Annotated in this window: 10 protein-coding genes; 6 read left to right on the top strand and 4 right to left on the bottom strand. The window is 62.6% G+C overall.

Features of this window, described 5'->3' with window-relative positions:
* The first annotated feature begins 52 nt into the window (after positions 1 to 52).
* The 6 genes from GWL_RS08335 to GWL_RS08310 all read left to right on the top strand — a co-directional run bounded on the left by GWL_RS08335 (position 53) and on the right by GWL_RS08310 (position 3,699).
* A complete protein-coding gene (locus tag GWL_RS08335) occupies positions 53 to 946 on the top strand; it encodes a LysR family transcriptional regulator (RefSeq protein ID WP_008328721.1) in 894 nt (297 codons plus the stop codon).
* A gap of 206 nt (positions 947 to 1,152) precedes the next feature.
* On the top strand, positions 1,153 to 1,368 hold the full coding sequence (locus GWL_RS08330; RefSeq protein WP_008328720.1) for a hypothetical protein: 216 nt from the start codon (positions 1,153 to 1,155) through the stop codon (positions 1,366 to 1,368).
* A 126-nt stretch (positions 1,369 to 1,494) separates the two neighbouring features.
* Positions 1,495 to 1,812 carry a metalloregulator ArsR/SmtB family transcription factor gene (locus tag GWL_RS08325; RefSeq protein ID WP_008328717.1) on the top strand — a complete coding sequence of 106 codons (318 nt, stop codon included), beginning with the start codon at positions 1,495 to 1,497 and terminating at the stop codon, positions 1,810 to 1,812.
* A gap of 2 nt (positions 1,813 to 1,814) precedes the next feature.
* Positions 1,815 to 2,264: a YeeE/YedE family protein gene (locus tag GWL_RS08320; protein ID WP_008328707.1), complete on the top strand. Its 450-nt coding sequence runs from the start codon at positions 1,815 to 1,817 to the stop codon at positions 2,262 to 2,264.
* Positions 2,261 to 2,689 (top strand): DUF6691 family protein, encoded by a 429-nt coding sequence (locus tag GWL_RS08315; RefSeq protein WP_008328705.1) that lies wholly within the window; start codon positions 2,261 to 2,263, stop codon positions 2,687 to 2,689. Before GWL_RS08320 ends, GWL_RS08315 begins: the two co-directional genes overlap by 4 nt.
* 314 nt (positions 2,690 to 3,003) lie before the next feature.
* The gene (locus tag GWL_RS08310; RefSeq protein ID WP_008328702.1) at positions 3,004 to 3,699 is read left to right on the top strand and encodes a VIT family protein; all 696 of its coding nucleotides are present in this window, start codon (positions 3,004 to 3,006) and stop codon (positions 3,697 to 3,699) included.
* Positions 3,700 to 3,712: 13 nt separating this feature from the next.
* Here the strand turns inward: GWL_RS08310 and GWL_RS08305 are convergent, their stop codons facing one another.
* The 4 genes from GWL_RS08305 to GWL_RS08285 form a co-directional block, all read right to left on the bottom strand.
* The gene (locus tag GWL_RS08305; protein ID WP_081486046.1) at positions 3,713 to 4,126 is read right to left on the bottom strand and encodes a DUF2306 domain-containing protein; all 414 of its coding nucleotides are present in this window, start codon (positions 4,124 to 4,126) and stop codon (positions 3,713 to 3,715) included.
* A gap of 101 nt (positions 4,127 to 4,227) precedes the next feature.
* On the bottom strand, positions 4,228 to 9,711 hold the full coding sequence (locus GWL_RS22705) for a calcium-binding protein (protein ID WP_008328699.1): 5,484 nt from the start codon (positions 9,709 to 9,711) through the stop codon (positions 4,228 to 4,230).
* Positions 9,712 to 10,917: 1,206 nt separating this feature from the next.
* Positions 10,918 to 12,966, bottom strand: a complete 2,049-nt coding sequence (locus GWL_RS08290) for a response regulator (protein WP_008328697.1) — start codon at positions 12,964 to 12,966, stop codon at positions 10,918 to 10,920.
* 263 nt (positions 12,967 to 13,229) lie between these two features.
* Complete coding sequence (locus GWL_RS08285; protein WP_050978073.1) at positions 13,230 to 15,221, bottom strand: AsmA family protein; 1,992 nt, start codon at positions 15,219 to 15,221, stop codon at positions 13,230 to 13,232.
* Between the last annotated feature and the right edge of the window lie 90 nt (positions 15,222 to 15,311).

The raw sequence follows: 15,311 nt of genomic DNA, 5'->3' as shown, positions 1-15,311 counted from the left end.
ATCGTTCTGTAAATTACATTTATGAGAACAAATTCATTCAAAAATAAGAACGATGCGTCTAGAACAGCTTAACTTTCATCATCTGCGTTATTTCTGGCGGGTTGCCAAGCTCGGCCATCTCACCCGGGCGGCGGAAGAGCTTCATACTTCACAGTCGGCCGTATCGGCCCAGATTCGGCAGCTGGAGAAGCAGCTGGATGAAGATCTCTTCATCCGTGAAGGTCGCCGCCTGAGCTTGACCGATACCGGGCAGTTGGTGTTCAACTATGCCGACAACATCTTTGGCCTCAGCCAGGAAATGCTGGGCCGGCTGGAGGGGCGCTCGGCCGGCGTGACGCGTCTGCGGGTGGGCAGCGTGGCCACGCTGTCGCGTAACTATCAGGAAAACTGGATCCGGCCCATGCTCTCGGATCCCTCGGTCTCCCTGACGCTGGAGTCGGGCTTGCTGGAGGGCTTGCTGGAACGACTCATGCAGCACCAGCTTGATGTGGTGCTGGCCAACGAAACCGTCCCCTCCGATCCCGACCGGCCGCTGCACTGCCGCTTCCTGGGCAGCCAGGCGGTCTCGGTGGTGGGGCCGGCGCATCGCTGGGAAGCCCGCAGCCTGCGTATTCCGCAGGATCTGGAAGGGGTCGACATGGCTCTGCCCGGTCCGCGCCACGCCTTGCGCATGCAGTTCGATGCGCTGTGCATTTCCAACGATGTGCGCCCGCGCATGCGCGCCGAGGTCGATGACATGGCCATGCTGCGTCTGATCGCCCGTGACAGCGGCTGGCTCACGGTGCTGCCCGAGGTGGTGGTACAGGACGAGTTGCGCAATGGCACACTGGTGGTAGCCGGCCAGACCAGCGAGCTGGTGGAAAGCTTCTTCGCCATCACCACCCCCCATCATCACTACGACGAATTGCTGGACCGGCTCTTGGCCGGCGGCCCGCATTCTGCCTGAGGCTGCCTGAGCATCTCGGGCATGCCTGGCCGCCGCCGGTTACCACTCAGCAATAAATGTTACTAATGGGTAGAATGGAAAGCATAGTAGCGACTATATGCAATCTAATGCCATTATTGACAAGCTGGTAATGGCGTACACTTTGGCAACTCAGGAGCAAGTGCTGTCGAGCTTGCTGCTTCACCATAAGAAACCCGGCGGGCAGGATGAGGAAGGCACTTTTCAGGTATCGCGACGAGCTGGTCAGAATAGAGCTCAAGTGTCCGAGTGACACCGGCAGCGGCTGGACCTGGGATCTCTACATCAACGGCAAGCTGCAATTCTGCGGTGAGGATGCTCCTTTTGCCTTTGCCGAAGAAGCCATGGCCGCCGCCAAGCAGGCCAGCCGGCACCTGATCGACCTGCTGCACGCCGCCTCCTGAGCCGCGCTCACTGGCCGCCCGACCTTTTCCCTTTTTCTTCACTTGCGCTTGTGCTTAGGCTTGCAATTGCCATGCGGTCCATATATTATACATTTAAATATATTATTGAAAAGCATATTGAATCCCATGACCACCTCTTCCCCGCTGCAAGCCGAGCAGATGCGCCGTGCCGCCGGCCAGGCCGTGGCTGCGCTCAAGGTGCTCGCCAATGAAGACCGGCTGCTGCTGATGTGCCAGCTCTCGCAAACCGAAATGTGCGTGAGCGAGCTGGAGGAAGCACTCGACATCCGCCAGCCCACCCTGTCGCAGCAACTCGGTGTCTTGCGCAATGAAGGCGTGGTCAGTACGCGGCGGGAAGGCAAGCGTGTGTATTACCGTGTCGCCGATCCCAGGCTGCTGGAGATGCTGGGCCTGATGTATCAACTTTATTGCCCGAAGGAATGACCATGGAGATTGCCTGGAATAGCTTCACCCCTGCTGCCGCCTTGGGCGGTGGCCTGCTGATCGGACTGGCCGCGAGCGTGCTGGTCCTGTGCAATGGCCGCATCGCCGGGATCAGCGGCATCGTGGCGGGGCTGCTGCCACCGCAGGCAGCGGACCGTGCCTGGCGCCTGCTGTTCGTACTGGGCTTGCTGCTCGCACCGGTCCTGTATGCGCTCATACACGCCCTGCCCGCCCTGCGCATTGATGCCGGCTATGCGGAAATCATTCTGGCCGGCTTGCTGGTCGGCGTAGGCACCCGCTACGGCGCCGGCTGCACCAGCGGTCATGGCGTGTGCGGGCTGTCGCGCCTGTCGCCGCGCTCGGCGGTGGCCACGGCCTGCTTCATGGGCGCCGGTTTCCTGAGCGTCTATCTGCTGCGTCACGTACTGGATCTGCAAGGAGCGCTGCCATGAATTTCCTGCGCATGTTGGCCGCGCTGGTCGCGGGTCTGTTGTTTGGTCTTGGTCTGATCGTCTCCGGCATGGCCGATCCGGCCAAGGTATTGGGTTTTCTGGACCTGGCGGGTCATTGGGATCCCTCGCTGGCCCTGGTGATGGCCGGCGCCATCGCCATCGGCATGCCCGCCTTCACCTTGGCGCGCCGCCGCTCACGCGCCTGGCTGGATGCCCCCATGCAGTTGCCTGCCACGCGCACGATCGACCGTCGGCTGGTGCTGGGCAGCCTGCTCTTCGGTGTCGGCTGGGGTATCGCCGGCATTTGCCCGGGACCGGCGCTGGTCTTGCTGGGCATGGCGTCGGGCAAGGGGCTGATATTCGTGCTGGCCATGCTGGCGGGCATGCTGCTGTTCGGCCGAATCGAGGGTTTCGGGGCGAAATGAAGCTGGATGCAGGCGGATGCCGTCAATAGCGGCACTTGCCGCCCCTGCCCGGTTGGAATATGAAGAAATTTCACCAGGAATGGCCATGGACAATCGGCACGTCGCTGGCCGTGTCGACCTGGCCGCCTGCATCAGATTGCGCGCGATGGACCGTGACCGCAATGGGCGGTAGCTGCAAAGCGAATCCGGCCCGCCCCGGCCACAATGGCTGCCGGGCAAATACGAATTGCCCTCATTTTCGCTAATTGTCGTGGCCTTTGCGTCAGTGCGGCCCTAGAATCTGCGCCATTCTGCAACCTCGCAATTGAAGTGCCATGGCCAAATTCCATCTCGAACATCACAAGGTCGACGCCATCTCCTGGCTGCGCGCCGCCGTCCTCGGTGCCAACGACGGCATTGTCTCCACTGCCAGCCTGCTGGTGGGCGTGGTGGCGGCCAGTGCATCGCATGAGAACGTACTTCTCACCGGCGTAGCCGGGCTGGTGGCGGGGGCCATGTCGATGGCCACCGGAGAATACGTATCCGTCCATTCGCAGGCCGACAGCGAGCATGCGGCCCTGAGCCAGGAGCGCGAGGAACTGGCGACCGATCCGGAAGGCGAGCATCGGGAGCTGATGGGCATCTACATGCGGCGGGGGCTGAACCAGGAAACCGCGCATCAGGTCGCTACCCAGTTGATGGCCCACGATGCGCTGGATGCGCATGCGCGTGATGAGCTGGGCATTTCCGAAACCACGGCGGCGCGGCCAGTGCAGGCGGCCGTGGTGTCGGCCTTGAGCTTTGCGGCCGGTGCGGCCTTGCCGCTGGCGGTGGTGCTGCTGGCGCCGGCGGCCAGCCTGTTGCCGGCCATTGTAATTGCGGCCCTGCTGTCGCTGGCGGTACTGGGCGCGGTCGCCGCCAAAACAGGCGGTGCCAATCTGTGGAAGGGCGCTTTGCGCGTGAGTCTGTGGAGCTCGCTGGCCATGGGCTGTACGGCCGCCATCGGGTCTTTCTTTGGCGCTGCAGTCTAGGGCCTGTGGTGGCCTACAGCCAACCCAGCCATTGTCCCCACAGCAGCTGACCGAGATAGCGTGACGGCAGCAAGGTGAACGCGCCTGCCACCAGGCAGGCTCCGATGTAGACCCGCTGCATGGTGCGCCGATGCAGCGCGATATCGCCGCGCAGCACCGCCGAGAGCCCACGGTAGAGCAGGAAAGTCGTAGCTGGCACCAGCAGATGCAGCGGCGTGTATCCCGCGATGTTGGGCAGGTCATGCGAACGGATGAAGAGTGCCGACAGGACCGTGATGGCCATGCAGCTGAACCAGGCATAGCCCAGGATACGGTGCCATCGTGGCCGCGCCGTGCGACCCAGCCGGGCCCAGAAGGCGAAGGGGCCCATGACGACGGCAGCGAGCGCGACGCTCAGGTGGAGTGCAATGAGGGGTGTGAGGGACATGGCAGGCTTTCAGCGAATCGGTGGAGCGATTCTGCTGAGGCCGCTGGCAGGACGATAGCGGGATGCGACGAAATGCAGAGGGAATGCCGCAGAATGCAGCGTCAGTGCCAGCTTGTAGCGATGACGGTAGCCAAGGCCGTCTGATAGCCGGGTGTCAAAGTCGCCTGGCCGGTTGGTGGCGGTGCAAAAGCGGCCATGGCAGAGACAAGCGCCTCCACCTCAGGTGCACCCAGCCATCTGCCGTTGCTCAACTCCATGCGGTCCCAGCGCTTGGAATCGTCGGCGAACCACTCCTTGAAGCTGAGTTTGTCCCCCGATGCAAACAGGCTCAGTTCAAGATCCTCTTCCACCCGGCGCAGCCAGATCTGTTGCTCGAGAACGCCCGCCCCGATCCTGATGCGATCATCATCCGCACCGTCCCCGTCATTGATGTCGATGATATCCGTACCTGAACCTGGCCCGAAGAGATAAGTATCGCCGCCACCACCACCGGCAAGATAGTCGTCACCGGCACCGCCATCGAGGACGTTCCTGCCCCAGTTTCCCAGGAGGCGATTGGCCCCAGCATTGCCCCGGCCATCGATGTCCCCGGTCCCGGTCAGTTCAAGGTGCTCCAGCTCGGACGTCAGGATGAAGCTCATGCTGCTCATGACCTTGTCCACGCCCTCGCCGCGTTTCTCCACGATGACGTCGCCGGCATGATTGACGACATAGGTGTCATCGCCGGCCAGCCCTTCAAGCCGGTCGGCACCGCCGGTCCCGACGAGATAATCGTCATGACGAGTAGCTATTGCGGATCGTTCCGTCAGCTTCCCGGCATCCCAGGCGGTACCGTCGCAAAACCTGATCTGGTCGATGGCACTCCCGGCATCGGAGAACCAGCCTGACAGCATCAGTTTGTCGGACGTGCCCACCACGTTGAGGACCAGGTCATCCCAACGGTTGCGGGACACGTGCAGGTCATCCTGAGCGATACCAGGGCCCAGGGTCACCACATCCATCGATGCTCTCGCCGCGGCGCTGCGGTCGGCCTCATTGATCGTGTCTTCGCCGCTGCCACGACCGAACAGGTAAATATCGCCGCCCGTGCCACCGTCCAGCCAGTCGTTATCTGGCCCGCCGTCCAGGGTGTCGGACCCTGCGCCACCATGGAGGGTATCGTTGCCACCGCCCCCGCTGAGCCGATTGTCGCCCTGGTTGCCATTGATCGAGTTGGGGCCTTCGTTGCCGCTACCGTCGATAGCCATGGTACCCGTCAGGGTCAAGCTCTCCACATTGTCGGACAAGGTATGGCTGACGCTGGCATACACCGTGTCGATACCCTCGAAAAGCCCCTCGACGATCACGTCGCCGGCGTGGTTCACGATGTATTCGTCATGGCCCTGCAGTCCGACCAGCCGATCCGCGCCGGCCGTGCCAGCCAGATAATCATTGCCTGAACTGCTCACAATGCTGCGTCCCAGCGGCCCGAGGTTGTCCCATGGGATGCCCAGCTTGCCGAGAGGCGGCTGTACCAGTTTGAGCGTACTCCCAAGGGCATCGGCAGACCACTGCGGTTGGTTGCCAAGCACTCCGTGCAGGTCAACCGCCGTATTGCTGACGGCCAGGGGCTCACCCGGTATCAGCTCGCCGCTGAAGGGCACGGCGCTGACCGGCTCGTGACTGGCGCTGCCAATCTTTTCGCTCACGGCGCTGACCCGGCTCTCCTTCTTGCCATCCTCCATCATCGACTGCATGGTGGCGCGCAAGCGATGCCCGACCAGGTCAGCGCCCAGCAGCAACAACGCTTCGGTTGCACCGGCAATGACCGTCCAGTCGAGGCCATTGGCGGAGCGTTCCCAGCGATAGGAGATATTGCCCAGGCCATCCGGCTTGGACAGCGCAGTATTGAGGGAGACGGTCTGTCCTTGCCTGAGCTGGCCGGTGATGGTCAATGGCCCGGCAAGGGTCGGGACATACCCGGATCCATCGGCCCGCGCATGCCACACGGTGCCATCGGCGAACTGTATCCGGTCGACCAGTTTGCCGGCCTTCGCTTCCATTTCCACGCTGCCGCCTGCCAGGGCCAGCGTCAGCCGTCCTCCCTGCACCGTGGTGCGCACCGATGAGGCCGCAATCCCTTCGCCCAGGAGCAAGGTATCGTTGCCGTCGGCATCCTGGATCACATCGGCACCGTCTCCCGCCTGGTAGCGATAGGTATCGTCACCGCTGCCACCATCAAGGCGATCATTGCCCGCGCCGCCGGTCAGGATGTCATCGCCTGCCGCTCCCGAGAGTACATCGTCACCCGCCATGCCTTGGAGCACATTGTTGCCGCGATTGCCGACGATGTTGTTGTCCAGTTCATTGCCGGTGGCGTCGATGTTTTCCTGCCAGTATTTGACCGGCTCCAGCGTATGGATGGCGTAGGCGTTGGGCAAGTCCGCAGCACGCCGCAAGCTGCCGATATCGACGAAGCGCGTCATGTCGCTCACGCGACCGCGGCCGGAGTCGGTCAGATAGAACCCCAGCAGTGCGCCATCGGATTCGCCGACCACGGCACCGGTCAAGGTCACCGCATGGTTGACCGCACCGTTTCCCTTGTAGGCTTCCTCACCCCACAACAGGCCCGCATTGACGGCCAGGATCACCCCGCGTCCGCTGCGCAGGAGATTGGCCATGCCCACCTCGTTATAGCCGGTCACGACGTCATTGCGCAGGCCGTAGCTGCTCAGGAGCTTGCGCTGCTCTTCCACATTGGTCCCGCCCAGCTGGTGGGCCGGCAGCGCCGGATTGTTGACGGTCCAGTTGTTGTTGATGGCCAGCCTCACTACCTGCGCCTCCGTGGTCGGTCGCCCGGCCTGGGTCAGCAGGTTGGCAATCGAGGTCAAGGCGCAGGTACCGGTGTAGTTGTCGACGGCGTCGCCTTGCATGTAATCCAATTCATTGCGCTTGGGATAGCCGTAGACCAGCACGTTCCTGCCATCTACCGAGCCCTTCTCAGGCTTGGAAAAATCCAGCAGCAAGAGATCTTCCACCTGGGCGCCCAAGCGATAGCTGACGCTGGACTGCACCATGTCCCGGCCTTCGCCGGCACGCTCACTGACTACGTCACCGGCGTTGTCGACATAGTAGGTATCGTTGCCCGCACCGCCGCGCATGAGGTCGGCACCGGTCACGCCATCCAGGATGTTGTCGGCGCTGTTGCCAATGAGCGTGTTGTCGAGGGCGTTGCCGGTCGCATGGATGCGGTAACCTTCCAGCAGACGCAGCTCCTCCACATGGGCATTGAGCAGATAGTTGCTGCTGGCGATGACGGTGTCATAGCCTTCACCCTCTTGCTCGTAGACCGTATCGTTGACGCTGTTGACGATGTAGACATCATCACCCTTGCCACCGACCATGGTATCTGCCCCTGCGCCACCATCGAGGTAGTCGCTGCCCACGCCGCCCACCAGGATATCGGTGCCGGCACCGCCATAGAGGAAATCGTCGTCCGTCTCACCGGCCATCAGGCGCTGCTGGGATTCATTGCTGGCCGTGAAGCCTTGCAGATAGTCGTCGCCCTCACCCCCATAGAGCGTATCGTTTCCGGCCTGCCCGAACAGGTTGTCGTTGCCGCCTTCGCCCATGAGCATGTCATCGCCGGCGCCGCCCTGCAGCTCGTCACGATCATCGCCGCCATACAATTGGTCCGACCCCACTCCGCCGATGAGCACATCGCTGCCGGCCCCACCGTACAGGACATCATCATCGGTCTCACCGGCCAGCAAGGTCTGCTTGGGGTCATTGCCGGCAGTGAAGCCGATCAGCAGATCATTGCCCTCGCCGCCCCACAGCCTGTCATTGCCTGCCTGGCCGAACAGCTTGTCGTGTCCGCTGCCACCGTCCATCTGGTCATTGCCTGCGCCACCCTGCAACTCGTCATCGTCGCTGCCGCCCCACAGGCTGTCCTGCCCTTCGTCGCCCAGCAACAGGTCGCGGCCCGACTCGCCACTGAGCTGATCATCACCCGGTCCGCCGAAGAGATTGTCGTTGCCTGCACCGCCTTGGAGGACATCGTCATCGGACTCTCCTGCGACCAGACCTTGCCGTGCCTCGTTACTGGCCATGAAGCCGACCAGCACATCGTCGCCATCGCCCCCGATGAGCAGATCATTGCCCAACTGGCCGAAGAGCCGGTCATTGCCTGCCCCGCCCAACAGCGCATCACCGCCTTCATTGCCTTGCAAGTCGTCGGCGCCATCGCCACCCCATAGCGTGTCGTTGCCGGCCTGGCCATAAAGGCGGTCATTGCCAGCCTGCCCCAGCAGCAGATCATTGCCCTCATTGCCTTGCAACTCATCGGCCCCCTCCCCGCCCCAAACCAGGTCTTCCCCGGCACCGCCCAGCAGCAGGTCATTCCCGGCGCCCCCATCAAGCTGATCGTTACCGTCGTGGCCGAGGACGGTGTCATCACCTTCCTCGCCGTACAGAAGATCGGCTCCGGCATAGCCGTACAGCGTGTCATTGCCCGTCCCACCCCACAAGGTATCTGCGCGGTCGGAACCACCCATGACATCATTGCCCGCGCCGGCCATGAAGAATCTGACCCGGCCGGTGTACCGGCTGAGATAGGCCGGTGCCGCAGCAAAGTAGTTGACGTCGAAACGGTCATCACCGTTGGTACCGATCATGTAGTCATACTGGTTCCTGTTCCATCCGAGCATGATCTCGCCGGCCTTCCACAGGAAAATCCCCGAGAACATGGGATAGACCTGCATCCGCTTGCGCAGCTCCTGATCATTGCTCGGGGGAACGCCCGCATAGGCCGGCTCGCTGCGCGTGTGGGCAGGTGGTGCCGCCATGCTCATGGCGTTCGCAACGACCCGTCCGCTGCCGCGCGTCAGGAAACCGTAATCGTCGCGGGAGATGTTCCTGGTCACGCTCATGAGTTCGTTGCTGCCCAACTGCCCGTCCTCGTTGATGTCTGCCCACAGCCGCAGCGCCCCGGCTTCGCCGGAGCTGACCTGCCCGTCACGATTGACGTCCAGCGCTGCCAGTTGGCTGGCGGACAGCGCCTGGCCAGTGGCCGACATGGCGCGTACGGTTGCCAGGGCGATACTGGCGCTGCGGTCGTAGCTGGCACTCTGACTGTCGTAGAAGGCTCCGATCGGGTCGGACCAGCCTGCCGGCAGTTTGAACCCGAGCTCGCCGGCCGGCTTGAAACCCAAGCCGCCTGCGGCGCCGAGCAACCATCGTGTGGTCAGGCTGCTGAAGTCAAGCCAGTAGCGCTGGTTCAGTCGACCATCATCATGGAGCGAAGAGAGCTGGTATTCCGCATGGGCACGCTGGCCGGGGTCGTAGAGGTCATAGCTGGTCTTGCCGAGTTGGATCGCACTGCTGACGGGGCTGCCACTGGCGTCGCGATAGGTATCGGTCTGATAGCCGGCATCGGAGAACCAATCGCGGCGGGTATTGGCGGGAGGCGAAACTGGCCCTGTCGTTTGGGCATGGTGGAAGGTCAAGATGAATTGACTGACCTTGATCTGGATGTCCTGCCAGTGCGGCAAAAGTCCGGGAGGATAAAGTGTGCTGACCCAGATATTCAGGTCCAGCGATTCCAAGCTCCACTCGTGCTGACATAGGGAATATCGCCGGGTACCGCTGCGGAAATTGCAATTGATGTATGTGGTGGGCCTCCCGCTCGAATCACGGTGAAAGTAGGTATCTCCGGACCCGATCGAGGAATACCGCCATGACTCGCCGGTGGTCGGATGTGCACCCAGATCAACAAACAGTTCAAGCCCAGGAATCTCTGACTCTATGGGCACGAGCTGGTCACCCATTACCCGGGTTTCGGGGTGCGAAGTCGTTGCTTGATACAAGCGATCCATCGCTCCGTGCCCCGGATAACGAGAACCGGACCTAATCCCGCCACCAATCCAAGGATTGGTCCATCTGAGCTCCGCCCCGAGTGAAGAAGACAACGGGTGATATTTTTCGTAATCTGCTTGCGCATCCTTGTCGGCGCGCGTTTTCATATCGGGGTACCGGACCTCGAAAGCGAAGCTGCTCAGGCGCGAGCTGTAGGTACGTTCAGGACGAGGTCCTCTGCGCCTCTCGCCCCAGCCAGGATCGCCGTCGTACTCGATGAATTGGACAATTCCGTGATCAATCTTGACCGGCATCCCGCCCAGATCACCAATCACATACTCGGGAGGCGAATTGGCCGTCCTTACTGGTGGCGGAGGCGCTATCAATTCGGGATTGTCAATCACGACATAGCACACGGACGCGAACCCGATGCTCAACACCGCCAGCAGTCCAAACACGATCAGGACCATAACCCCTCCTTCATGCGATCTGCATCATCTGAGCTGTTTGCATGGATCAGAGGCGCTGAGTCCACAACGACGGAGGTGACGCCAGCGCGGCCTTTCCGACAACTCTGCCCCGGGACGACGCTGGCGCACATCAGACATTGCACCACCCTGCGTTCTTTCCTCACGCACGGACAAGCGCACCGGCAACTGAGACATGGACCGGACCACCACACCGTGGCGACAAAAGACAAAGCCGAGAGGGAACGAAGCGAGGATGTATCAGGCACCAGCGTCGCAGTCGACGCGTGGCCTGCCGAGAGTTCCTGCATGCAGCACTCCAACGATGACAGAGTGCCGATGATTGCTCAAGAATGAGAAGCCCGCCTCTCAATATAGAGAACAAGCCTTCATTTTTCGAAATTATTTAAATCATTTTTTGATGGCCGACCATTTCGTTTTGCCAGCCGTACCAACACCCGTCGGAGACGGTCTTGCCGTGAGGGGCAATCAGTGCGGTGCAGCGCCATCGTCCCCGATCAGCTCCTTCACCCTGCGCGCCAGCACATCGGCCGCAAACGGCTTGGTCAGCACCTGCATGCCGCGCTCAAGATGCCCATGATTGAGCACCGCATTCTCGGCATAGCCGGTCACGAACAAGACGGGTAATTCCGGACGTGGCGCACGGATGGCATCGGCCAGTTGTCGACCGTTCATGCCGTTGGGGAGCCCCACATCGGTGACCAGCAAATCCAGCTCGGGATAGGCGGCCAATACGCGCAAGGCCGAGGGGCCATCTTCGGCCTCCATGACGCTGTATCCCAGGTCGCTCAGGACCTCCACCGTCACCATGCGCACCAGCGGTTCATCATCGACTACCAGGATGGTCTTGCTGCCAGGCGCAGCCGCAGCACTGCTGTCCTCGGGCAGCGGCAGATCGTCGTCCCCGGCCTGGCCCACGTAACGCGGAAGATAGATGCACAAGGTGGCGCCCTGCCCCAGCTCGGAGTAGATGCGTACGGCGCCGCCAGACTGGCCGGCAAAACCATACACCATCGACAGCCCCAGCCCCGTGCCCTGCCCGGTCGGCTTGGTGGTGAAGAAAGGATCGAAGGCGCGCGCTACCACGTCCGGCGACATGCCGGTGCCGGTATCACTCACGCACAGCGACACGTATTGCCCCGGTGCCACACCGCGCTGCATGGCGGCGATGTCGTCGAGCCAGCGGTTGGCGGTCTCGATGGTCAGCCGCCCGCCATGCGGCATGGCGTCGCGGGCATTGATGCACAGGTTGAGCAAGGCATTCTCAAGTTGACCAATGTCGACGAAGGTATTCCAGAGACCGCCGGCGGCGATGGTTTCGACCGTGATGGCCGGGCCGACGCTGCGGCCGATCAGCTCGTGCATGTCGGCCACGATCCGGTTCAGATCGGCCGACTTGGGATCGAGCGTCTGCCGCCGCGAGAAGGCCAGCAGCCGTTGCGTCAAGGCCGCCGCGCGCTTGACGGCGGACTGCGCACCATTGAGGTGGCGCTCGATGTCGGAAATGCGGCCTTGGGCCAGCCGCACTTTCATCAATTCAAGACTGCCGCTGATGCCGGCCAGGATGTTGTTGAAGTCATGCGCCAGCCCGCCGGTGAGCTGCCCCACGGCCTCCATCTTCTGCGCCTGACGCAGGGCTTCCTCGGCCTCCAGCAAGGCAGTGGTGCGCTCCTGCACGCGTTGTTCGAGGGTGTCGTTGAGGGCGCGCAGCGCGGCCAGGGCACGGTCGCGTTCGGCTTCCACCGCACGCCGCCCCTCGATGTCGATCAGTACGCCCGGGAAGGTGCTGGCCTGGCCATCCGGCATCAGTTCCACCCGGCCATTGGCTTCCAGCCAGTAGTAACGGCCATCGCGCCGGCGGGTGCGGTATTGGTGGGCATAGGCACCACCACGTGCCAGGGCTTCGCGGATGCGGGTGGAAAGCAACTCGCGGTCATCCGGATGGACCGACTGCATGAGGTCGTCCAGTTTCAGACCGGTCAGGCCCTTTTCCGGCGGCACGCCGAAGGCCGCTGCAAAGCCCTCATCCACGTTGAAACGATCCGAAGGGATATCCCAGATCCAGGTACCAATGATCGCCCCCGCTTCCATGGCCAGCTGCACACGCTGAACGTTTTCTCGCAGGGCGGCTTCGGTGCGGCGGCGTGCGGTAATGTCACGGAACAACACCGAGACCTGGCGCATCTCCACCGGCCCCACTCGGGTGGCCGAGACTTCGATGTGGCGGCCCACGGCCTGGAATTCCTGTTCGAAACGCAGCGGCTGGCCTGTCAGCAGGACCTGGCCATAGACATCCAGCCAGACCTGGGCATTGTCCGGTTCGATTTCCCGCAGGCGCTTGCCAACGATGCCCTCAATACCGGTATGCCGGTAATAACCCGAGTTGGCTTCGATGTGCACATAGTCACTGAGCGGCCCATGCGGACCATCGATGAATTCGATGATGCAGAAACCGTCATCGATCGCCTCCAGCAAGGCGTGTCGATACGCTCTGCTCAGGGGAGAATTGCCTTCCATTGCTGCTTGCTGATCCAAGATAACGCCCTTCCTCGTCGCACCGGTCTGATTGAGCGTCCTCCGCCAACACGGCTGCGTGATCACGGTAGAGCTTGTCGGCATCTTGATGGAATCACCGACCCTGAGGTCAGCTTCCCTGACGACTCCCCCCTGCCATGACCGCGCATGTGGGCGGGCACGCTCTGTCTTGTTGATTGGCTTCTATGACTGTCACTTCCTGCAAAACGCTCCCGCCGCGCTGAAATAATCCTGCCCGTACCAGTTCAAGAGGGTGCTGCGGCCGCGTGGGGGGCGCAGTCGTCGGGGATCTTCTGTCCCGGCGTAATGAGCGGAATCACCGCCGCCACCGGTGCCACCAGCGCCAGGGCGGCGGCGGCACCGGCCCGCGCTGCCAGGGCTTGCTTGCTGGCACCGATGTCCGGTTTTGCGAATGTGCCACGTACATACAAGGGCGTGCGCAGCGACAGGATGCGAAGCTGCTTGGTGCGCGGGACCACGTCGAGGGACAGGGTCTCCCGGCCCAGATCGACCTGGCCACGGATATCGATGGCGGCATCCTCGGTGTTGAGAATGCCGTGGCGCACCTCTGCCAGACCATCCTTGATGCGGATATCGGCGGCACCACACAGCAGCTTGACCTGCTGGTCGCGATACAGCTTGGCGAACACTGCGTTGGCCAGGTTCAGCCCCGTTGCCTCCAGGATGAATTGACTGATGGTGCCCTGGCTGAGATCGGCCTTGATCTCGCCGTTGGCATGCGCCAGCATGGCCGCGACCGAATTGCCGCTACCGCTCAGATCGGCCCGGCCATCGACCTTGCCGAAGCTGGCATCGAAGCGGGCCAGGCGCGGGAACAGCTCACGCACCTGCACCCCCTGCAATTGCAGTTGCAGCTTGCCCCCGATATCAGACTGACGCCCATCCAGACTGATCTCGCCCTCTCCCTTGCCGCCAGCCAGCGCAAAGCGCAGTGGTGCGGCCGTCAGCACCTGGTCCTGCAGGCGCAGCGTGGTGCTGGCGTCCTGCAGGGCAATGTCCGGATGCAGCTGCAGCCGCTCTGCATGCAGGCCGATCTCAGCATCCAGCTTGGCCCAGCGCTGTGGCTTGGCCTGCTGTTCGGGCAATACCCGTGCGTCGGACTTGTATGGATGCCCGGCGGATTTCTTCCCTACATCGGGCAGGTAGTCCGACAGGCGCAGGAGCTTGGCTTGCGCCGTCACGCGCAGGCGGTTCTTGGGCGGGCCCCGATAGTAGTGGGCATCCCCGGAAAAATCGCTGTCGCCGACCTTGCCGGTGAAGTGGGCATAGTGCCAGTCCCAGGCGCGGGTGTCGGGATCGATGCGGGTGATGGTGAGCGCGCCTTCGGTACTGAAGGGTCGCGTGGCGGGAAGCGGCACGCCGCTGGCGGCGTAGAGACGATCGAGGCTATCGCCGTTGAGCCGCAGCTGCAGTTCTGCTCGACTCAATTGATGAGGGTTGATGAGTTTGCCCGAGAGCACCGCGTGGACTTCACCCACCTCGCCCTCGGCCTGCAAGGGATAGACGCTGTCTTCGTTGAGCAGATCGGGCAAGGCGCCGCCGCGCAGATTGCCCTGGATGCTGGCTTGGCCAAGGCGCCCGGTGACGGCGGCCTGCACGACCGGTGCGGACGGGGCGGCCGGCGCGAGGCGCAGTTCTGCTGACTGATTGGTCGGGCTGACCAGGGGCCGGGCATCGAAGCGCAGATCCATGTCCAGCGGCTGGTCCACGTAACGGATCAGCGCGCGCTCGAAGACGATCTGCTGTATGTCGAAACTCCAGCGCGAACGCGGCTGGTCGGAAAAGCGCCAGCTCTTGTGGCGTTCATCGACGCGCTCCATGACCAGATCCAGTCCCTCCACGCGCAGGTCGCTGATGTGCCAATGCCAGCGCAGCAAGGGCAAGGGAGAAAAGTGCAAGTCCAGCGTGCGGGCCCGCAGGAGGTGGTCCGCACTGCGGGCCCAATCGGGATTGCCGATGTGCAGTTCGCGCGCGGTGAAATGCAGTTGCGGCAGCCAGCGACTGCTGCCGTCCCTGTGCGCGGGGGCCAGCGACCAGCCCAGCGTGATGGGGCCATCGACCCGGATCTCGCGCGCCAGCACGGAAGAAAGCTCACGCGTGATCCAGGGCTTGGCCAGGTTCCAGTCGAACAGGGCAATGAGCAGTGCCAGCATGACCATCAATGCCAGCAGCGTCAGGGCCACCCAGGTCAGGAACCTGCCGACCCTCCTCGTCATCCTTGCCGTCTGTCCGCCTGCTCGCATGTCTCCCTTCCCCGTGGTCGCTTTGCATCGACTGATTCCTGCCCTGCAAACGCAACAGTATCA

The sequence above is a fragment of the Herbaspirillum sp. GW103 genome, assembly GCF_000261365.1.
Lineage (GTDB): Bacteria > Pseudomonadota > Gammaproteobacteria > Burkholderiales > Burkholderiaceae_D > Herbaspirillum.
The sequence above is the reverse complement of the archived record's forward strand: the minus strand, read 5'-3'. Positions and strand labels throughout refer to the sequence as shown.